Genomic DNA, 22,645 nt, shown 5'->3' with positions numbered 1-22,645 from the left:
TATTGATGTAATAGCGTAAGTTAATTACACACGATGAAAACCAAGGAATTAAAATGATAAAAAAAATAATTTTTGGCAGTGTTTTATTTACTGCTATTTCAGCGCCTAGTTTTGCTAGTAGCATTAACACCCAACTTGAACATGCAACACAAAGCGTGAGTGAAAAAGTCATTACATGGCGTCGGCATTTGCATCAATATCCAGAGCTTAGTAACCGTGAATTTGAAACCGCTAAGTACATTACTAACCATTTAAAATCTTTGGGTCTTGAAGTACAAACCGATGTTGCGCATACCGGTGTTGTGGCTAAATTAAGCGGTGGTAAAAAAGGTCCTTTAGTCGCTCTTCGTGCCGATATGGATGCTTTACCCGTTACCGAACAAGTTGATTTGCCCTTTGCCTCTAAACAAACCTCAACCTATCGTGGTAATGAAGTAGGCGTTATGCATGCCTGCGGGCACGACACTCATGTTGCAATTTTAATGGCCGTAGCAGAGTCACTGGTAAAAATAAAAGATCAGTTAGCGGGTGACGTACTGTTTGTATTTCAACCGGCTGAAGAAGGTGCCCCCGAGGGAGAAGAAGGTGGCGCTGAGCTAATGCTAAAAGAAGGTTTATTTAAACAAAAGCCAGAGGCGGTATTTGGCTTACATGTCACCAGCTCACTTAATACTGGTCAAATTGGCTTTAGAGAAGGGCCACTAATGGCCAGTGAAGACTCTTTCACAATTAACGTAACGGGTCGTCAAACCCATGGCTCGCGCCCTTGGAATGGCGTAGATCCCATAGTTGCTTCATCACAAATTATAATGGCAACTCAAACAATCGCCTCACGCCAAGTTGATGTAACTAAAGCACCTTCTGTGATTTCGTTTGGCGCGATTAATGGCGGCATACGCTCAAATATAATCCCTGATATCGTCGAGCTAATTGGAACAATTAGAACCTTTGATCAAACTATGCGCGCCGATATTAAAAAACGTTTAGCTAAAACCGCTGAGCTGGTTGCCGAATCCGCTGGTGCAAAAGCCGACGTACATATAGATCACGGTTACCCTGTAACAGTAAATAATGTTGCACTGACTCAAAAAATGACCCCTACGCTTGCCCGTATTGCTGGCGCTGACAACATTATTACTACAGATTTGATTACCGGTGCAGAAGACTTTAGTTATTATGCGCTAGAAACTCCTGGACTGTTTTACTTTTTAGGCGTCACTCCAAAAGATCAAAACGCTAAAACGGCGCCAAGTAATCATTCACCTCAGTTTTATGTTGACGAAAATGCCTTACAACTTGGCGTAGAATCATTATCTCAACTGGTCGTTGACTACTTACAATAACAACCCATCATAACAAGCACAGAGGTAATACTCATGTGCTTGTTTTATAGTGTTATTCAGCTAATATAAATCCCTAATCGCTTACCTTTAATTATAAATTCTAAATCTGGTAAGGACACCTCAATGACGGCAGAATATTTTAACTTTTTGAGCCTTATTGGCGTCGCATTTTTTGCAATTTCAGGTGCGTTATTAGGCCATGACAAAGACATTGGTGGATTTGGTGTTGTCGTTGTTGGCTCAGTCACAGCTTTAGGCGGTGGCACACTAAGAGACATTCTTCTTAACCAACCTGTATTTTGGATAGCCAATCCAAATTTTTTATATGCCACCTATGGCGCTATTTTTGTCACCGTAATGTTTATTCGCCACTTACCCGATGTGTCTAACTATTACATGTTGCTGGTTGACGCCATTGGTATGGCTATTTTTAATGTGGTCGGTATTGAAAAAGCACTCATTGAAGGCACAACCATGGTGGTTGCGCTTACAATGGGAATGACAACGGGTATATTTGGCGGCTTAATACGTGATGTGATCTGTAGAGAAGTACCGCTGGTGATGCGCGAAGAACTTTACTCCACCGCGTGTTTTGCAGGAGGCTTAACCTATGCCACGCTATTTTTATTAGAAGCACCTTATTTATGGTGCATTATAGGTTCATTATTGGTAACCGTTTTTCTAAGATTGGGCGCACTGCATTTTGGCTGGCAACCCAACGTTTTTAGAAAGCGAACCCCAAAAATAAACGATTAGTATAAGTATGGCTTTACACTAATCGCTCATACAAGCCTGACGCCCGTGATACACTTTTACCCATGGCCAGTTGCAGCACTTTTTTATCTGCCACCAGCTCAAAGGTATGCTTTGCCCGGGTAATTCCCGTGTACACTAATTGCCTATTAATACCGATACTCGCCTGCTTGAGCGGTGGTAATACCATCGCTGTATAACTGAACTCTGAGCCTTGGGATTTATGAATGGTCATTACATAGACTTTATCGTGCGCCGGTAATCGTGCGGGCGAAAATGCCCGTTCATTGCCTTGCTCATCAATAAACAGTGCCTTGAGTTGACCGCTATCATCGGGCATTAAAATCCCTATATCACCGTTAAATAATTTTAGCTGATAGTCGTTTTGGCTAACCATAATTGGCATCCCTGTATAATGCCGCTGATTAGGGTTAACGCTTATTAAACCTTGCTGTTGCAATACCCGTTCAATACGCAGGTTTAAACTATTAACACCATAATCGCCTTCACGAACCGCAGCCAGTAACTGATAACTGGCAAAAGCTGCATGTATTTGTGCAACACTGGCATCTTGGGCTATCAGTGTTAGGTAATTAGCATAATGACTTGCGGCACTATTTACTAACTTTTCAATCGGTGTGGAAACAAAATCATAGTCTAAAATAATATCGCTAAAATGCCCTTCGCTGCTTTGTTGTTCAACATAGTTTAATATTCCTCGGTTGTTGGTATTTACAGCCAGCGCCAATTGACCAATACCGCTTTTGGCATCAAACCGATAACTATGTTGTAAAAAAGCAATGCAGTCAGCGAGTTTAAACTCACTTTGAGTTTGCGCGTTGAGTTTAATGGCGCCATTAAAGCACAGCGTGTTCAATTGCTCGCAGCGTACTTTCGAATAATGTGGTGTTTGCCCAAGCACTAACCCTTGGCATAAATCACTCATTACGCTGCCAGTATCAACCGAGGCAAGTTGGTCTTTATCACCGAGTAAAATCAATCGGGCATGATCTGGCAAAGCCTCGATTAATTTAGCCATAAGTGATAAGTCGACCATACTGGCCTCATCAATAATCAGCACATCAACATGCAGCGGATTGCTTTTATCGTGCCGAAATTTATTGGTAAATGGCTTAACTCCTAACAGACGATGAATGGTTTGCGCACTTTGCGGGATCAACGCGTTAATCTCATCCGGTATTTCATTAAGCTTATTTTTGGCCCCTAAAATTGACTCGGTTAGTCGCGCCGCTGCTTTACCGGTGGGCGCTACTAATTTTATGCTCAATGGTGCCGCTTGATATAACGACTGCAAAATCGCTAACAGCTTTGTCACCGTGGTGGTTTTACCTGTACCAGGCCCGCCCGTGATCACACTAAAACCTTTTGTAGCGGCAATCGCACACGCTACTTTTTGCCAATCAATATCAATACTCGGATCATCAGGAAAGTAGCGAGTTAATAACTGAGCAAGTACTGCATCATCAATGTTAAGTTGTCGCTCGCTCATTGTTAGTAATCGTTGCGCAAGAGTCTGTTCATAGCCTGCTAAACGAGAAAAATATAACCGTTGATTAAACAATTGCAGCGGCTTTTGCTCCCCAACACTGTGATGTGAGAGTAAATAACGTATTGCCGCCTCAGTCGTAAAGTCATCACTAAATGGGCTCAGAGTGTCAGGCTGTGTGCCCTCTAGTTTAGTAAAGTCGCTTTGACGTAAATTAAACGGATTAGTCCAATCAACCTCTGTTAGGGTTAAACAGCTATGTTGGCTTTGCTGCGATAAACACAGCATTAAAATTATATAAAAGAGGTCGTCATACCCTTGCTGTGCGTTTGTGCCACTGAGTAATTCAGCCAGTTTTACATCAACCACACGCACTCTATGTTCGTCCGTTAAATACGTTAGCAACGGCACGACTTTAATGCTTTCGCTGGTCTGCATCGTTGGCTGCGCTGTTGTGAGCACAGGTTCATCTAAAGGCGCATCATCTAAGTCATCAAACAAACCCGGTTGTTGATTTAAATCACTCATAGCATGGCTCCTTGGCTAAACAAGCCATCTAAAATAACGACTTGATCTGCACTTAGCTGTTTAAAGTACACTCCCTCTCCTGCTGGCATACCGCGTAAAAAAGTATAATAAACACCGCCTAAATGCGTCTCTATTGAATAATCGGGAATTCGCTGTTTAAGCAAGCGATGCAGCGCTACGGTATAAATTAAATACTGTAAATGATATTGATGGCTGGTCATGGCTTGCTCTAGCTGCTCAGGAACATAATCGGCAGGGGTGCTGCCCAAATAATTCGATTTATAATCTAAAATATAATACTTGCCTTGGTAGCAAAAAATTAAATCAATAAAGCCTTTTAGTAACCCTTTCACATGGGCAAACTCAAGTTTACTCTGGTTAAAGCCAAAATGTTTAATCAACACTTCATTAAGCTTAGGGGCACTGAGGCTGCTAAGCGGTAAATTAAACTCCATTTCTACTAAACAGTCACTTGGCGCTAATTGGCTCAAACTTAAATTATTCTCGCTGTTTAACGGGCAATTAAGTGCATCGAGTACCCATTGCTCGGTAATTTGCTGCCATTGCTCATCGATATGGTATTTTTCAAAAGCACGCTCAATCACAGCCGTTAAGTTTTGCTCTGTATTCGTGGGATGATTTACCGGACTGGTAAAATCAAGCTGCTCAAATATTTCGTGCAAACAACTCCCTGGTTTTGCACCCTTTGGAAAGCCATACGGTGAAGGAAGTTCATCTTGCTGCACAGCAAACTCATCTCTTTGATGATCTTCATCACTGCGCCCTGGAGCAAGTTGCTCTGCATGCTTTTTAAAGCTCAAGGCACTAAAGCTGGTTGCTCGCCAGTCACGTTCAATCTGCGCCGTTACTGTATTAATAAGTAAATCGTGCTGTTTAGTGTCACTGTTATTTAAGCGAAGTATGCCCTGCTCAACTAGTTCGCCAGAGGTAAATTGCTGGTATTGCATAGCATGATTAGTCTCACAAAATTCACTTAAATGGGTGCGCCACACTTGGCTGCTGGTTATCTCTAACCCTGAGAATAATACATGCCCCAGCGCACTACTTTGAATTGCTAAACGGCTACTTTGCCCTTGAGAAATGTTATACACGCCCAGCGAACAAAAATGCACTGCTCGGGTCAGTGCCACATAAAGCAAGCGTAAATCTTCTGCTAAACGTTCTTGTTCGGCTTTTTGCAGGGCGTTTTCGTCTTTACTTAAATCGTAAATCAACTTGCCATTTTGATGATAAAGCGCGTCTTTAGTTTCACGATAACCACTGGCAAATGGCATAAATACCAATGGGTATTCAAGCCCCTTAGAAGCATGCATAGTCACAATTTTAACTAAGTTCGCATCACTTTCTAAGCGAACTTGCACTGTTTCGCCATCTTGCTGGCTCACCTTTTGCGCAAACCAACGTAATAAACGAAGTGTCCCTTCAAGCTCTATTTGTTTTTGCTGCAGTATTTCGCCAAGGTGCCTAAAATCGGTAAGCCAACGTTCTACGTTATAGCCCAAGCCCTGCCATTTCGCACTGAGCTGATTATGACTCAGTAAGCGTTCAAGCATTGCCATTGCCCCTTGCTTGTGCCAAATATGGCTAAGTTGAGCAAAAAAGTTTAGGTGTTCTTGCCAGCTATTTTCATCATCGGCTAGAACAAAAATATCGTTATAGCTTAAACAAAATAACGGGCCGGCTAATACACCGCGAAGTAATGCCTCATCGTACTGACCATGCAAAGCTGTTAAAAAGTTGAGCAAGTGATGACTCAACTCTTGACTAAATACACTGTCGCGCGACAAATACACACTGGCAATATTAGCTTTACTCAGCGCTTGCTTCATTATTTGTGCTTCAACGCGGTCGCGCACCAAAATACAAATATCAGCAGCACTGACAGGGTTAGCGCCAATACAGGCAACACCTTGGTTTGCTTGCTCAAGTAAAGTAACTATTTTATTAGCAAAATGGGTGGCTAAATGAGCTTGCCCTACGCCTTTACTGGTCGGCTTATTTTTTTCATCGCCGGCTTCATCTACAAACACATTAAATTCAAAGGCGGTGGCCGGTTTGCCATCAATTAAAAACGACTCATCTGCTTTTTTGCCCTTGGCTTTCACTTTATTAAAGGGAATGGCATCGTTATAAATAAAGCTATTGGCGTATTTGCTAAATAAGCTATTTACGCTATTTACAATATCACTGCTTGAGCGAAAGTTAGTGCCCAATGTAAATTGTTGTGGCTCATCTACCGCTTCTTTTGCGCCAATGTAGGTAAATATATCTGCGCCCCTAAACCCATAAATTGCTTGTTTAGGATCGCCTATCATAGCTAAAGTGGTATTGCTTTGAGCATAAATTTTACTAAAAATCCCGTACTGAATCGGGTCAGTATCCTGAAACTCATCTATCATTGCCACCGGAAATAACTGCGCTATTTTTTGTGCGAGCACATCACCTTGTTCACTCTTTAAGGCACTGTGTAAATTAGTCAGTAAATCGTCAGGGGTGATCACGCTTTGTTCTTGTTTGCGTTTAACTATGGCCGCTTTTACCCAGCTCGCCGCATATTGCACTATCGCAATTTTTAACCCTTGGTTAATGGTGTTGTTAAGTGCGGCTAAGGCATCGAATTGGCTAATAAGTGGATGAGTCAGTAATGTGCCATTTTTTTTATAATTAGCGGCATTACTTAAGTTCTCGCTACTCCACACCTCAAACGAATACTTACTGGTACCAAATTCAAAAAAGTCATCATTGCCTAAGCAAAATGCTTCAAGTGCAACAAGACTGCCCTTTCGCCCAGGTGTTTTTGAGCCACTTAAATCGGATGCTTTAACAGCACCAATAAACTCTTGCTCTAGGCAGGCTTTTTTAAAGGCTGGAACAAACGCCAAGTATTCATCTCGCGCTTGCCATACCGCATCTAAACTAACTTGCGGGGTTATCTCTGCGTTCGCCTTATTTAAAATACTATTTACATGACTAAATAGTGATTCGGGCGCAGCAAATACCGCTAAAATCGCATCTGTTCTTTCTTTACTGAGTGGGTATACAAACGCGCGCCAAAAGTCTTTTATGGTTTCAAGCAGAATATCGCGCTCATCTAAAATGAACTCTAAGTTAAATGCCACACCGGATTCAAACGCATGCTGCTTTAGCATTCGCTGACAAAAGCCATGAATGGTAAAAATAGCCGCTTCGTCCATTGATTTAGCTGCGGCATCAAGTAAGTCAAACGCACGGTGCTTGTCATCAACGCCCGCTATTACACCCTCAATTAGCTCATCATTGGGTACTTGCCCAAGTAACGCATCACGCGCGGCAATAATACGGCTGCGAACACGGTCTTTAATTTCTTGCGTGGCGGCATCGGTAAAGGTGACTACCAAAATTTGCTCAACACTCAATGGCGTATTCAGCTCACCAGGTATTTGCATGCCCAATAAATAGCGCAAATACAAACCCGTGATCGTGTAGGTTTTACCTGTGCCAGCACTGGCTTCAATTAAGCTTTGCCCTGATAATGGCATAGTGAGTGGATTAAGCGCTTGCATAGTCACTCTCCTTGGCGTGCTCAAATAATGGGTCGAGTAGCTTATCGCTCCAATGTATAAATTCGTCTTGGCAGTCATTAAGTGATTGCACCGTGAGACGAATATAAGGGTTTTCTCCTTCGCCTCGGCCAATATACTGTGGACTAAATTTACTGTTGGCTTTTGCCATATCACCACCGCTTTTTACGTATTCATAACCACTTACCGGAAAAAACGCGACGGGCTTGTTGCGTAATTCTTTATAAAGCGCAAACCAATCTGCAAGCAGTAAATCGGCATCGGCTTTACTCATTGGGGCAAAGCTTATTTGCTTATCTAAACCTAGCAATAAGGTTTCAACCTCTTGTTGCATGCTTTGTGCAGCAAGGTGATAAATAAAGCCTTTAATTAAATCTTTAGCTTTAATACTGGCACTGCGATAAAACACTTGTTTTTGCATATACACATGGTTTAGCCAGCCTTCAATGGTGGTGTTTTCAAGTGACAGTAATACTTCTATCGGTTCGCTTTTACCCGCTTTTATTTGTTGTTTTACTTGCCCTGCAAGCGCATCAACGCGATGTTGCATGCTCTCATAAATTAAGCTGCCAACATGGGCTTGCGGCAACTCACCGCGCTGCAGTATTTGTTCGGTACTCAGTGGGGTATCGTTAATATTAGCTTCAAGTATTTCATCAAGGTAAAAATAACGGCGCAGCGCATCTAAGCTAAACGGTTCTTCATCTTTGGCTATATCGTTAAATTGCGGCAAACGTAACCCTAGGCTTTGCTGATAAAAGCTCTCTTGGGCGTGGCACACACTGCGAATAAACATATCAAGATCAAGCAGCTCTGGAGGCGTTACATCAAGCGCAGTGATTGATTTTGGCTCAATGGCCTCGCTAGGCAGCCAAATTGGGTTATAGCTGTGGTTGTTAAGCCCTGCCTGTTCAGCGCTAGCTGGCAAATAATAATGACTATTAAAAGGTTGTAAATGTTGTTGGCTAATAAGGCAATCTGGCAAGGGTTTATCACTGGGTTCGCTAAGTTTAAAGCTGCGACCTATGTATTCTAACAATTCACTGACAAGTGTTGATGGCATGCGTGGCTGGTTATCAAAACATGATCGACCAATGTAGCTCATATATAAATTATCTCGGGCACTAAGAAGCGCTTCTAAAAAGAGGTAGCGGTCATCGAGTTTTCGTGAACGGTCACCTTTTTGCTTTTTAGAATAAGGTACTAGGTCAAACCCGATAGGCTGCACGGTACGTGGGTAATCGGCATCATTCAAGCCTAGCATACACACCACCTTAAACGGCACAGCGCGCATTGGCATTAACGTACAAAAATTCACCTGCCCCACTAAAAAACGTTGGCCGACACCTTTTTCTTGTATGCCTTGTTTAATTAAATAGCTAACAATGCGCTGCGACACGGCCTCACTGTAATCACCATTATCATGATGTTTGCCAATGTCTTCGAGTACTTTTTGCAGTACTAATAAATCCCAACTGTCGTCGCTTTCGCTCTCATAAATAGTATTGAGCAGCTCACTTAAAATTTGGGCTTTATTAGTGAGTGTATCATCGGGGGTGAGCTTAGCTTTAAAGTCTTGCAATACATCAATAAAATGTACCAGCTTATTGAGTGTATCGAGCGCCATGCCCTCAACCTCATCGGCACTATAAATACCATTAAATGGGCATTGTTCATCGCGCATGGCAATACCCAGTAGTAACCGGTTTAAGCCATGTTGCCAGGTGTTTAACTCAATTGCAGGTAAGTCAAAGCTACTTTTATGTTCCGCGTTTACACCCCATTTAACGCCAACGCGCTCCAACCAATACTGAATTTGCTCATATTCATGCGCTTCTAAACCAAACTTTTCAGCAATTTGGGTAACCTGTAATAAATCGAGAATATCCGACACACCAAAGCGCGAGAACGGTAGGTTAGCTAAACTAGCAAACGAACTCAGCACTGGCTTTTCTTGCTCTATGGCTAAATCGGCTAGCGCATAAGGTATAAATCGGCTGCCCTGTGCACCACCAAAAACTGCTTCAATATAAGGGCTGTAGGTACCAACGTCGGGCATCATCACGATGATGTCTTTGGGGGTAAGCGCTGAATTTTGATTAAATAAATTAAGTAAGTAATCGTGCAAACGCTCTACTTCTCGAAGTGGTGTATGGCAATCGCTAAGTGTAATGCTTGCATCGTTTACACTTATTGGCAGCTTGCCCTCATCGTTAATAAACCATTCTTTGTTATCGGTGAGCGACTCACCTTTAAAGGCAAGTTGGTAAATTTCACTTTGCACTTGGCCAAGTAAGCTGTCGTCAAATGCATCTATAAAGCCATCAATCCAGCGGGCATCAAGCTGCACTAGTTGCTCAAAATAATCGCGGCCTAGTTTACCCCACGACGATAACAGCGGATTACCAATAAAATAGTATTCCTCATCGGGGTTGGTGTGCTTTTTTTGCTGTGCTTCCACCAGCGGCATTTTGGCATATTTAGCGGTGATTTTAGCGGCTGTTTTTTCATCAATTATATCGCCCCAGTAATGCTCGCTAGGGTTAAAAAAGAACAAAAACACTTCAGTTTTTTTACTTAAGGCTTCAAACACCTCAAGCTGCGAGCTAGCAATCGCCGATATACCAAATAAACTAATACGTTTTGGTAATAAGCTGCTATCCATGCTCTCAAGTGCACTGAGTAACTGCCCTTGCATATTGGCACGGTGAAATTGGCTTTGCCCCAGCTGCTTGCTTAATTTGACGATACGACGCCATAAATCGGGTTGCCAAGGCGCAATCGTTATATCAACATCGTCAAGCGTATCAACACCACTATCCCAAGTCGCTATCCAATGGGGGCGATACATTAAATATTGGTCGTACACATCGGCTATTTTTTCACATAGGGCAAAGGTTTTTTGGCCGTCAATATCCCCCTCTAAATAGGTTTTTAGGGGTAAATACAGTGGCTCGTCAATACAAGTAGGTAAAATTGCAAACAGTTTCCAAGCAAGGTTCGGTTTATTAAACGCCGACTCTTTAGGCACGTTTGGCAATAGTTGCTGGTACAACTGCCAAATAAAGCTCGACGGCAGCGGAAAGTCTACCTGCGCGGCTACGCCTAAATTTTCACTTAAACCAATTTTTAGCCACTGCGACATACCCGGCGATTGCACTAACACCACTTCTTTATCAAATGGGCTTTGCAATGGGTTTACTTTTAATAGCTGATGAAACTGCGCTTGCAGGGCTTCCATACGGTTTGATTGAATAATATTGAGCATACGATACCAGCCTTACTTGAGATAAAGCCAGTGTAAGATATTTTCAATTTAAGCGGTAGCACTAAGGGGAAATTGGCACTAATAAATCAGCAAGTTAGCCCACCAATAGATGAACTTTTAAACGCACTGCTTTAACTGCAGTGCGTTTATTATTTAAATGGTGATGCTATTTATAAGGACTAATACTTGAAAGACTAAAATCACTTTGCATAATAACTTGGCCATCAATGCCTTTAAGCTTTAATGAAATAGCAGGGTCGACTTGTTGCCAGTCTATGCTTAAATCACCATAGTTAACATTATGTGTGTAATCACCGACACGATGCTGGTTAGGGCTAACGTCTTTCCACTTTTCTGTCAGACCTGAGCTGGTCATTTCAATAAGTGGGTAATCAAGATTGTGTTGATACCTTGAAATCTCGCCCCAGTGAGTATCACCACTAATAATAATCACACCATTTACTTGGTGTTTTTTAATTAGCGCAAATAAACGATTTCGATCCTCAGGAAAATTTGCCCACGACTCCCAGCCGGTAAAATCAGGCAGTAACTGCAAGCTCGACGCTATTAGCTTTATTGCCGCTGGCTTTTTCAGCTCGGCTTCAAGCCATTGCCACTGTACCTCCCCTAGCATTGACGCGCCTTTAACTTCAGATGAACTGTACGGGCCTTGGTTATTTGCTTTACGCTTGGTGTAATACTCAATCTCGCTAACAGAATTAAGTGTGTCACGATTAAAGCGTAAATCTGGCATGATCACCTGCATGGTTTGCTCGCCTTCGCCATACATGTACGAGGTATAAATACCATCAGGGCGGGTACGGCGTTTTGAATTAGCAGGTTCTTGCCAAAAATCGAGCATGATTTGCCGCGATGCTTCTTTATGCGGATACTCTTTCCCCGCGTCATTTTGACCATAATCGTGATCATCCCACATAGCTATTATTGGTGTTTGTGCGCGTAGTGCTTTAAAGCCTGGCTTTGCTCCAAGGCGTTGGTATTTATTTTTAAGCACAGCCATGTCGTTAGTATCGCCATAAATGTTATCGCCTAAAAATATAAATAAATCACTCTGCTCTTTATTTATCGCATTAAAGATAGGGATGTCTTTATCTTGATGCCCGCAAGAACCAAATAATATTTTAGACGGCGCAGCCATTGCTCCACTGCTAATCACAATAGTCAGTGACAGTGCAGAATACTTAAAGGTTTTTAGCAACTGTTTCATTTTAAAATCTCATTAATAGCCGGTGCCATATTGGGGTTAATTATGTGTGGGTTTTGCCCAAGTGCTTTTAAAACGGTGGCGGCAACTTGCGCTTGTTTAAGCTCGTTTTTAGTTTTAATTAAACCGTTATTTTTAATTGCAGGGCCAATAGCTGCAAGCCAAATATGCTCAGAGCCTACTATACCGTTAGGAAACACATCTGCGCCTAGATTAAGCTCTAGCAATGCTCGACGAGAGCTGTGATGCTGCCAATCACTGGCATGACTTCCACGGCCGTGATCGGTAGTAACAATTAACGTGGTATTATTTTTATAACCTGCAGTACTTTGAATGGTTTGCCATAAATCTTTTAAAAATGCATCGCTTTGTTTGGCCGACTTTAAGTAAGCATCGTAATGGCCATCGTGAGCAAAGTCGTCAGTCTCTCCCAAACTAATCACCAATAGTCTTGGTTTTTTCGCCAGCATATACGCCTTGGCAAATCGATAGGTAAAACTATCAAGCCGCACATTATGCCAAGGGCTAGGTATCTCTGTTTGTAGCGCATTAAGTAGCGCTGCGTCGGCAAATAAATCATCAGCAACGGGCATAAACCCCGCATTCACCTGCACCTTGCTGCGCTGGGTATTTACAATGAAAGGAAACACATCCCAACTACCAAATAATGCGGTGCTGTTTTTAAATTCAGGTTGGGCGTTTAAACGCTCTAAAATAGTTTTATTTGGGTTGAATACCTTGTCGTTACTGTTGATACTTTCATCCACTTCGCCAGTGAGAATTTCGTTATATCCAGGGTATGAAAAATACCACGGATTACTCACCGACATAGTTGAGCCTTTAGCCCTATCGCCAATAATAACGCCTTGTTTTGCAATGGTTTGAGTTAAAAATGGCATTAACAACTGTTGACGCTGTTGCGGACTTTCATGCCAAAATTCATTGCTTAACTGTGCTGGCTGCTTAACAAACTCTTTTTTATTAATCAGCTTGTTATCGGCACCATTGAATACTTCTTGCCAGCGAACCCCATCTAAAGTTACCAACACCACATTTTGCGGTGCAGCCAAAACCGCCTGACTGTTAAGTAAAGCCAAACCGATTATTAGTATTGTTATTATTGTTTGCATACACACCTCGTTTAATAAAAAGCCCATCAATGATGGGCTTAATTACGTTTATTACGTTTTAAAACGTGGCGGTTAACGTCACGGCTGCTGTGCGTGGGGCGCCAATAAAGTAAGTGCTCCCATTACCTGTGCCGCCTGCTAGGTAGCTTTCATCAGTAATGTTGTAAACCACAAAAGCAATATCAACGGCTTTGAATGGGCCAGCATTAACTTCGGCTGCATAGCCTGCATTTAAATCAAGCACGGTATAGCTATCTACATCGCCACGCTCGCCAGTGTATTTAGCCGATAAACCAAAGCGGAAATCACCGCTGTAATAATCGGTTGAAAGCACAAATAAATCATCTACTGAATCAATTACCTTGCCTCCTGCTTCAAAGCCTGGCGCATCGCCTTTGTATTCAGAGCTATTATTAGTGTATGAGCTATATACATTCCACTCATTATTAAGCATATAACTTGCTGACAGCTCTAAACCTGTCGATTCAATACCTCCCACATTTAGGTACGAGCCGTTAGTACCTATGGTGTAATCTATACCGCCGGTGTCGCTGCCTGGTGCGATAAAGGTGATACGGTTATCAAATTCAATTGAATAGGCCGTTGCCGTTAGTTTAAGTGCATTATTTTGATAGCGTACACCTAGATCAATATTTTCAGCGGTTTCTGGCTCAATAGCTGATAAATCAGAGCTGTCGCGTTCAAGCACACCATCTTTAATGGCAGCAAAGTTTTCGCTATAGCTGGTAAATAACTCAGTATTACTATTTAGCTGATATAAAATACCGCCACTAAATAGAAGGTCTGAATCACTGTTTACTTTAGCTGTTGTCGCATTTTGATAATGGTCATACTTTTCTATGTCTACTAAGTACTTTTTAACCCCTAGATTAAGGGTTAAGTCGCCAAATGCCATTGAGTCTTGGGCGTACCATTTAAGGGTATCGGTTTCAAAGGTGTTTTTGTATTGCGTCCAGTATGGGGTGTTATCAAAGTGATGATAAATGCGCGCATCTATAACTTTATGCCAATCACGCGACTCATCACGGTCACTTTGCTCATACCAAAAACCCGCTTCAATATCGTGCATGCCAAAGGTCGCTTGATAATTAGCAGTTACCCCTAAACGATCTTTATTATAATGTGTATGACGATAAGACATAACTGGCGTGGCATCAGCGTCGTAACATGCAGGGTTAAGCTCAGGACCCGACTCCCACGGCCAGTTTAAGCTTGCTGTACAACCTGCGTTGGGGGCAAGTGGATTGCCATTACTATCTGTAAAGCCATAAGACCCTGCGTTTGTGCCACCTTCTGTGGTTGGGTTACCACTTTCATCTACAGGGGACGTTAAATAAGGAGGGATCCAATCGCCACGGCCAGAATTTTTATGGTAATACGGGCTAATTGTTAACAATGAGGTAGGTGAAATCGCGTATTCAAACTTTAAATACCCTAGAGTGTTTTCACGCAGCGTGCCCCAACCTTCTGCAAACATTTGGTCAAAGTGCGGAACGCCTGTCCAGTTCCATGTTAGTTGATCCCAATCTGGAGTTTGTTCAAATTGTGCCAAGCTCACGCTATTATAATTCGTCTCGCTTACATCATCGTAAGATAAACGCCCTGTTATAGTTAACTCATCAAGGGTGGTGACAAATTTCGCTTCAGCATGTTGGTTATCTTTACCACCGTTGCTGCCCGAGCCAATCCAGCGGCTAGTATCGGTTTGCGAATAACTCACATACGCTTGAGTATTATCAAAAATGGTGCCAGTTTCGTGTTTAACGTAATAGCGACTTGCGTCATGGCTGCCTGAGGTATATGCAAAAGTGGTGCTTTTTTCAACGCTAGGCGCTTTACTTACAAAGTTAAAAGTACCGCCTAGTGCCTCTAACGAGGCTGATTTAATATCTGAAGTGCCTTGACCTACTTCCACGGTGATTAAATTTTCGCTATCTAGGTAACGATTCGCTTTAGCACCACCGCCATAATTAGAACCGCCATTAGGAATACCGTCTACCGTCATACCTAATTGCTGCTGGTTTGAGTCAATACTAAAACCACGCATGGTAATAGTGGTTGACCAATCGTCGCCGCCAAATGCGTCGCCTTCGTTTATGCTAATGCCAGGTAAGTTATCTATTACTGATAACACACTCGATACCGAGCTTTGTTGTTCAAGCATGGCAGGTTCAATAACGTTGTTTGCATAACTGGTTGGTTTTGCAGTAACGGTTACTTCTTCTATCACGTTATCGTTAGCATAAGCTGATGTTGATACCGCCATGGCCACAGCCATGCTCAAAATCGATTTATTTTTTAAAGCGTACATTGTTGTCCCGTTTGATTCTAATTATAAAAGGTAATTATGAAAGCGGGCACAGTCTAATTTTTAAATATGACAACGAGGGGGAACTTTATTGACAGCAAGGTTAAACAATTATGAGTAAATTATGGCAAATAAATGTATAAAAAAAGACACTCATAGCTGCCCATGAGTGCCCTATCGTTTTTACTAAATTAGTTACTATTTCAATTCAGCTAGCATTTCGTCACTGTAAGGTGTGACTTCTTCGCCGTTTTTAATTTTACTAATGTAGTCTGGATTAGCAATAAGCGGGCGACCAATAGCAATTAAATCAAATTTATTGTCGTTAATCGCTTCTTTAGCAGTTTCAAAACTATAACTCCCTACACCCACTAAGGTACTTGCATAACCAGCTCGTAAAAATTCAGAGGTTGATTTACCTTCTAGTGAATCAAAACGCATGCTGTCGTCAAAAATACCACCGTGTAAATAAGCTAACTTGCGGTTTTCAAGCTCAGGTAATAAGTAATCAAATACTGCTTTATCGCGATTGTCTTCGCTCATATTAAAATAAGCACCTGGCGTTAAACGCATTGCGGTGCGCTCATTGCCTACTACATTAATAACTGCATCGGTTACTTCCAGTGCAAAGCGCGACATGTTTTCTGGTGTTTGGCCGTACTCGTCATCACGTTCATTTGCCGCATAATGTAAAAATTGGTCAATTAAATAGCCATTTGCACCGTGAATTTCTACACCGTCAAAACCCGCTTCCAGCGCATTTTCTGCCGCTTTAGCGTAATCGGCCACTAAGCCTTTAATGTCGTCTTTAGTTACAGGTTTTGGCGTAACATAAGTCAGCTCACGCATGCGCGGTACTGAGCCATCAACACCTATAGCCGAAGGCGCCAGTACATCACCCCCAAAAAAGTGTGGGTGAGCTACACGGCCAACATGCCAAAGTTGTGCAAACATTTTTCCGCCATTGGCATGTACAGCGTCAGTGACTTTTTTCCAACCTTGAATTTGTTCGCTGGTGAAGATACCCGGTGTATTTGGATAACCTTGAGCATCAGCACGGATAATAATGGCTTCACTAATAATTAAGCCTACATCAGCACGGCGAGCGTAGTAATCAACCATGGCTTGTGTTGGCACTAAATTGTCATCTGCCATACAGCGAGTCAGTGGAGCCATAAGTACGCGGTTTTGCAGTTCAATGCTGTTATTTAATTTAAAAGGTGAAAGTAAGTCAATCGACATAATATTTATCCTTTGTTGAATGTACATTCAAGATAAGGTCACTTGAATGAATATTCAAGTATAATTTTGAAACTTTGTTTAAGATTGCGTAAACTGCCACCTAGGCCTAAGAAAAATAAATTTATTCATTACTACTCTCTCCACTAAAAGAGTCATTATGAGAACTGCAGAATTTGATAAAGAGTTTGTACTACGCCAAGCTATGGCCATGTTTATGCTGCATGGCTACGCAAAAACCAGTATGCAAAAACTGACTCAAGCCACCCATTTACATCCGGGTTCTTTGTATGGGGCATTTGGTAATAAAAAAGGCATTTTTTTAGCCGCCACGGAGCAATACCAAACCGATCGCAATACACAGTTTACGGCGCTGTTTGAGCACAGTAATTGTATTTTAGATACGCTGAAACAATACCTTAATATCATTGTGCAAGAATGTATTGACGGCGAAGCAACTAAAGTGTGCTTGCTTACAAAAAGCATTAGTGAGGTAGAGGGTAACGATCCACAAATTTGCCACGTATTACGTACTAATTTAACGGCGTACGAGCATGCCTTTGCGCAGCAATTACAAAAAGCGATAGATAATAAAGAAATTACCAATGGGCGAAGTGCCATAGAACTAGCACGATTTTGTGTTATGGGTATTTATGGATTGCGCACTTACGCATTAACAAATCAAGACCCCGACGCACTAAACCAACTAGCCGATGAGCTGCTTGCAGCCATTAGCTAAACTAAATTTTAAAGCGCAGTATGTCGCTGCCTTTTGTATTCCCCCCACAGTGAGAGAGAGCCAAAAATGACCACTGACAATTTATCAAAGCAAGACGACGTAATTTTAGGCCTTGGCGCAAAAAAACGACTCGCATACATGTACGAAACCGTGCAGCAGTTTAAGCAAGTGTGGATTTTAAATGATGACGACGGCTGCGTCATGCTCACTAACGAAGACGACGACTGTGTGCCTGTATGGCCAACCCGTGAGTTTGCACAAGCATGGGCAACCGGCGAATGGGAAGGATGTACACCTAAAGCAATTCCAACAGCAGATTGGTTTAGCCGCTGGACGCCAGGCCTTGAAGAAGACGACTTACTGGTTGCCGTGTTCCCTACCGAAGAAGACGACGGCACGATTTTATTTCCTGATGAGTTTCAAGCACAGCTCAGTGCCAAAAAGAACAAGTATTAAACAACTGCTCAAAGCCATTTCAACAATGAAATGGCTTTAATTACTTCTTTTCAGCGGCACTTTAATTACCCCTTCCTTTTGCCAAAAATCCAGCTCTAAACATCCATTAATAAAAAAATAGCCGAATCATTAACCTTCTATATAGTTTTTAACTATATTTTAAATAGGCGTGAATCATCAAACTCATCAATTGCATTGCTGCTAATTAAACTTAACTAACAATAGTCATGGTGAGACTCTATTTATTATTAGCTTGGGTTATATTATGTTTAAAGTTCATTTTAGTGTTGTATTAGCGACGTTATTTACTTTGCCCGTATACTCACAAGAAACACAATTAACATTACAAACAGTGCTAAGTAATGCGCCGACAATTATAAACTTATCAGCAAATCACCCTAACACGCTGGCCACTCCTGCTATTAAGGATCTCGATGCTAGCCCAGAATCAGATCTCGTTCGTTATGGTCGTTTGCTGATTATTGATACTTATAAACAACTTCCAAACAACGTTAACAATAAACTTAATTGTAGTTCCTGCCATCTTAACGAGGGACGCGTAGCTAAAGCCGCACCCTACGTAGGGATGAATGTGGTGTATCCTAAATTTCGCTCTCGCAATGCAAAAATAAATACCATAGAAGATAGAATTAATGGCTGTTTTCAGCGCTCAATGAATGGCCAGCCTCTGGCTACTGACTCGGTTCAAATGCAGGCTATCGTCGGCTATATGAACTTTTTATCACTAAATATAAAAAGCAAAGATGACCTGCAAGGAACAACAGGTTTTGTCACTATTAATAAAGAGCTTATTCCAAACGCCGATAACGGCAAAACCCTATACGCTCAGCACTGTGCAAGCTGCCACCAACTAGACGGCCAAGGCTTATACCCCAATAATACTTACATGTTCCCTGCTGTTGCAGGCAACCAGTCGTTTAATGATGGTGCGGGCATGGCACGTACTTACACCGCAGCTGCGTTTATTAAAGGGAATATGCCATTGGGACAAGAAGGTATGTTAACCGATCAACAAGCTGTAGACATTGCTTATTATTTTTCTCATTTAGAGCGCCCTGTTTTTGCCAATAAAGCGAATGACTGGCCACAAGGCGGCGCGCCAAAAGATGTGCGTCGCTAACAACGTACTGTAGCGTAATAATTTGCCACTCACTTATTTATCTTCTTGGAGCGATACAATGTTAACAGCCACATTTTAAGTAAAAATACGCTGAAACAGTCATAACGATAATTATTCTGCTAAAAATGCAGTATAATTTTTAAGGATCACTAACTTAGGTATTACATGCGGTACACTTTCAATTTTATATGTTGTTTACTATTTCAAACCATTAGTTTTAATGCTTTTGCTGTAGCATTAAATCAAAATGACAGCTTACAACTAAAGTCTGCTATGTGGCGTCAAGTAGATTTAGCTAAACCAACCCAAGGTGAACAACTCGTTAATGCCTATCACAATGTAAGTACTCCCGTCACTTCGCTGTATAGTGCCCATGGAAGTGCAATAGCAAAAATTAGTTTAACTACAGTGAGCGCAGGACGCTGGTATATAATCCCCCAAATTAATTATTTAGATAGTGGCGTTGCTTTTTATCAAGATACTAGTGGGATCAGAAAAGTCGCTGATTTTTCACAAGATAGTGCCAGCCCATCAGCCATTGTAATGCACAGCCAAGCTTTTGAGTTACAGCTAGAAGCTAATTCACACGGTGTTTTATGGCTTTATATTAATGCTAAGCACTTTGCTAAACCTGTTAGTATTAACGTTATTCCTCAATCTGAGTTTGTTAAACTTCAGTTTTATATCAATTCATTAAGCTTAGTGTCTATTACGATAATGCTGACCTTGGCCTGCATGGCCTTAATAATGTTCTTTAAAACACAACATCGCGTGGCATTATTTTGTGCAGGTTACATAGGGTTACACGGCATTGGCTGGGCATTCGCGGCGGGGATAGTTGCGTTACTTTTTAATTACCACGCAATTAACACCCATTACTTTGGCATGTATATTTTTGCCTTCGCTATTGCTTGTGCCAGCTCATTTGCCTATTACTTATTTAACTTTGACCAACATACCCGCACTGGTATTAGCCGATTTTTAAAATACTTCTCCATAACCGCACTTGCCTGTGGTTTTTTAAACCTCTTTTTACCCTTTCATTGGGTGTTTTATTTAGCTCATTTCCTTGCTGCCATTTGGGTGTATTTAAGCTTAAAACTGGGCTTTACAATGCTGGGGATGAAAGACTTTAGAGCGAAATATTTTTTAACTGGCAACCTTGTTTATAGCTTGTCCTTAGTTATTTTTATTTTATCGCACCTAAATTTAATAGAAATAAGTTCACCTGAATTATGGGTACTTATTGCTCTGGCCATTGATTGTATCTGTATTTTACTTTCTTTATCTGAATGGCTAAAAATAAAGCAAAATAATTTTATAAAAGCGCTAGAGCTATCACGCATAGACCCACTCACCAAAGTAGGAAACCGGCTGCAATTACAAGAAATACTTGATAACTTAGATAATTTTTATCTCATAGTGTTTATAGATTGCGACAATATTAAAAGCGTTAACGATCACCTAGGTCATGCTCACGGTGACAAGCTACTCATTGAGGTTACACGGTTAATACAAAATGCGTTAGCCGATATAGGCGAGGTATGCAGAACCGGCGGTGATGAGTTTATTTGTGTGTGTAACGTTCAGTCAGCACAACAGCTCGCCCAACTCACCCTGAGCATCAACGAGTCGTTAAACTATATTCATCAACAAGTTCAAAAACACTGGCCGTTATCAGGCGTGAGCTATGGCTTAGCAAGTAGTGAGGAATGTAATGACTATAAAGTTTGCTTAACCTTAGCCGACCAACGAATGTATACATTAAAGCACCAGCGTAAAAACAAACGCCAAGTACAAAGCCAACACGCTTAACTTTATTACAGGCACAAAAAAGGACGTCCTGAGACGTCCTAATATAGAATAATGGTGGAGAGAGAGGGATTCGAACCCTCGTTAGGGATTAACCTAAACACACTTTCCAGGCGTGCGCCTTCAGCCACTCAGCCATCTCTCCACAATGTTGCTTTGCAACAGCGCGCTATAGTATGAAATACACTTGCTTGGTGCAAGGCCTTTTTAACATCATGCTTTTAACTGCTCAATAATCAAACTAACTACTCATAAGCAAATAAAAAGGCGATACCTGAGTATCGCCTTTATCTAATGCATTATATTGCTATTTATTATTTTGCCATATTGGCTGTAAAATCAAGCATGCGATTTAATGATTTAAGTGCGCCTTCACGCAAATCCATATCAACAAACACTTCTTTACCGCTGGCATCAATCAGTGCTTCCTCAATCGCTTGTAAGCCGTTCATTGCCATCCAAGGGCAGTGAGCGCAAGTTTTACATGTAGCGCCGCTACCGGCCGTTGGAGCTTCGAAAAACTCTTTCTCTGGGCATAGTTGCTGCATTTTATAAAAAATACCGCGATCGGTGGCTACAATAAACTTTTTATTGCTCATTGTTTGAGCGGCTTTAATTAGCTGGCTAGTAGAGCCAACTGCATCGGCTAATTCAACAATTTCAGCCGGTGATTCTGGATGCACAAGTACGCCCGCATCTGGGTGCAATGCCTTCATGTCTTTTAAGGCTTTGGTTTTAAATTCGTCATGTACGATACATGCACCGTTCCACATGATCATATCAGCACCAGTATTCTTTTGAATATAGCTGCCTAAATGCTTATCTGGGCCCCAAATAATTTTTTCGCCTTGCTCATCTAAGTGCTCTACTATTTCAAGTGCACACGATGAGGTAACTATCCAATCAGCACGCGCTTTAACCGCGGTAGAGGTGTTAGCGTATACCACCACTTTACGATCTGGGTCTTGATCACAAAATGCTGAAAACTCATCCACAGGGCAACCAATATCTAATGAACAGGTTGCTTCAAGTGTAGGCATCACCACAGTTTTGTTAGGCGTTAAAATTTTAGCGGTTTCACCCATAAAACGTACACCCGCGACGATAATCATATCGGCTTCGTGTCTAGCGCCAAAACGTGCCATTTCGAGTGAATCGGCTACACAACCGCCTGTTTCTTCAGCGAGTGCTTGAATTTCAGGATCAGTGTAATAATGAGCAACAAGTACCGCGTTTTTCTCTTGCAGTAATTGTTTTATACGCGCTTTATATTCGCCTTTTTCGTCTTGTGTTAACGGTGCCGGCTTAGGAGGGAAAATATAACCTTCAGGCATAATAGTTTGAGCTAAACTCATGTTCTCGACCACTTTATTTACAGTGTAATTAATAGCGCAAATTATACGAGAAACGAACGCTAAATAATAGCAATCTAGTCAGGCAGTTTATAAATAAAAATAAGGGAGATACTAAGGAATATATTATACGGAGAAAGTGTACCAGAAGTGGTGGGTCATGATGGACTTGAACCATCGACCAATGGATTAAAAGTCCACTGCTCTACCAACTGAGCTAATGACCCGCTCTGGTTTACTTA

14 protein-coding genes and 2 tRNA genes are annotated in these 22,645 nt (G+C 41.7%); 6 read left to right on the top strand and 10 right to left on the bottom strand.

Annotated features, from left to right (window positions below; all coding sequences use genetic code 11):
- The first annotated feature begins 53 nt into the window (after positions 1-53).
- A complete protein-coding gene (locus tag P20311_RS03670; protein ID WP_008109790.1) occupies positions 54-1,343 on the top strand; it encodes an amidohydrolase in 1,290 nt (429 codons plus the stop codon).
- A 123-nt stretch (positions 1,344-1,466) separates the two neighbouring features.
- Complete coding sequence (locus tag P20311_RS03665; RefSeq protein WP_008109789.1) at positions 1,467-2,099, top strand: trimeric intracellular cation channel family protein; 633 nt, start codon at positions 1,467-1,469, stop codon at positions 2,097-2,099.
- Between the two features lie 13 nt (positions 2,100-2,112).
- Here the strand turns inward: P20311_RS03665 and recD are convergent, their stop codons facing one another.
- The 7 genes from recD to P20311_RS03630 all read right to left on the bottom strand — a co-directional run bounded on the left by recD (position 2,113) and on the right by P20311_RS03630 (position 16,906).
- Positions 2,113-4,131 carry an exodeoxyribonuclease V subunit alpha gene (gene recD / locus P20311_RS03660; RefSeq protein ID WP_008109786.1) on the bottom strand — a complete coding sequence of 673 codons (2,019 nt, stop codon included), beginning with the start codon at positions 4,129-4,131 and terminating at the stop codon, positions 2,113-2,115.
- Complete coding sequence (recB, locus tag P20311_RS03655) at positions 4,128-7,694, bottom strand: exodeoxyribonuclease V subunit beta (protein WP_008109783.1); 3,567 nt, start codon at positions 7,692-7,694, stop codon at positions 4,128-4,130. Before recB ends, recD begins: the two co-directional genes overlap by 4 nt.
- Entirely contained in the window at positions 7,681-10,980 is a 3,300-nt protein-coding gene (recC, locus tag P20311_RS03650; RefSeq protein ID WP_008109782.1) for an exodeoxyribonuclease V subunit gamma, read from the bottom strand. The genes recB and recC overlap by 14 nt, the downstream gene beginning before the upstream one ends.
- A gap of 166 nt (positions 10,981-11,146) precedes the next feature.
- The gene (locus P20311_RS03645; RefSeq protein WP_008109780.1) at positions 11,147-12,208 is read right to left on the bottom strand and encodes an alkaline phosphatase D family protein; all 1,062 of its coding nucleotides are present in this window, start codon (positions 12,206-12,208) and stop codon (positions 11,147-11,149) included.
- Positions 12,205-13,335: an alkaline phosphatase family protein gene (locus tag P20311_RS03640; RefSeq protein ID WP_008109779.1), complete on the bottom strand. Its 1,131-nt coding sequence runs from the start codon at positions 13,333-13,335 to the stop codon at positions 12,205-12,207. Before P20311_RS03640 ends, P20311_RS03645 begins: the two co-directional genes overlap by 4 nt.
- A gap of 58 nt (positions 13,336-13,393) precedes the next feature.
- Complete coding sequence (locus tag P20311_RS03635; protein WP_008109776.1) at positions 13,394-15,667, bottom strand: TonB-dependent receptor domain-containing protein; 2,274 nt, start codon at positions 15,665-15,667, stop codon at positions 13,394-13,396.
- Positions 15,668-15,862: 195 nt separating this feature from the next.
- The gene (locus tag P20311_RS03630) at positions 15,863-16,906 is read right to left on the bottom strand and encodes an alkene reductase (protein ID WP_008109775.1); all 1,044 of its coding nucleotides are present in this window, start codon (positions 16,904-16,906) and stop codon (positions 15,863-15,865) included.
- A gap of 157 nt (positions 16,907-17,063) precedes the next feature.
- On the opposite strand from P20311_RS03630, the gene P20311_RS03625 reads away from it, so the two are divergent.
- The 4 genes from P20311_RS03625 (at position 17,064) to P20311_RS03610 (ending at position 21,054) form a co-directional block, all read left to right on the top strand.
- Positions 17,064-17,642 carry a TetR/AcrR family transcriptional regulator gene (locus P20311_RS03625; protein ID WP_008109773.1) on the top strand — a complete coding sequence of 193 codons (579 nt, stop codon included), beginning with the start codon at positions 17,064-17,066 and terminating at the stop codon, positions 17,640-17,642.
- Positions 17,643-17,708: 66 nt separating this feature from the next.
- Positions 17,709-18,098: a DUF2750 domain-containing protein gene (locus P20311_RS03620; RefSeq protein ID WP_008109770.1), complete on the top strand. Its 390-nt coding sequence runs from the start codon at positions 17,709-17,711 to the stop codon at positions 18,096-18,098.
- A gap of 265 nt (positions 18,099-18,363) precedes the next feature.
- Positions 18,364-19,239, top strand: coding sequence for a c-type cytochrome (locus tag P20311_RS03615; RefSeq protein ID WP_008109769.1), 876 nt, complete (start codon positions 18,364-18,366; stop codon positions 19,237-19,239).
- Between the two features lie 165 nt (positions 19,240-19,404).
- On the top strand, positions 19,405-21,054 hold the full coding sequence (locus tag P20311_RS03610; RefSeq protein WP_008109766.1) for a diguanylate cyclase: 1,650 nt from the start codon (positions 19,405-19,407) through the stop codon (positions 21,052-21,054).
- A 52-nt stretch (positions 21,055-21,106) separates the two neighbouring features.
- Here P20311_RS03610 and P20311_RS03605 read toward each other — a convergent pair.
- The 3 genes from P20311_RS03605 to P20311_RS03595 all read right to left on the bottom strand — a co-directional run bounded on the left by P20311_RS03605 (position 21,107) and on the right by P20311_RS03595 (position 22,630).
- Positions 21,107-21,196 (bottom strand) — tRNA-Ser (locus P20311_RS03605).
- A 169-nt stretch (positions 21,197-21,365) separates the two neighbouring features.
- Positions 21,366-22,406: a quinolinate synthase NadA gene (gene nadA, locus P20311_RS03600; RefSeq protein ID WP_008109764.1), complete on the bottom strand. Its 1,041-nt coding sequence runs from the start codon at positions 22,404-22,406 to the stop codon at positions 21,366-21,368.
- Positions 22,407-22,554: 148 nt separating this feature from the next.
- Positions 22,555-22,630 (bottom strand) — tRNA-Lys (locus P20311_RS03595).
- Between the last annotated feature and the right edge of the window lie 15 nt (positions 22,631-22,645).

It is taken from the genome of Pseudoalteromonas sp. BSi20311 (assembly GCF_000239875.1).
Lineage (GTDB): Bacteria > Pseudomonadota > Gammaproteobacteria > Enterobacterales > Alteromonadaceae > Pseudoalteromonas.
This window is presented reverse-complemented; position numbering and strand designations above follow the sequence as displayed.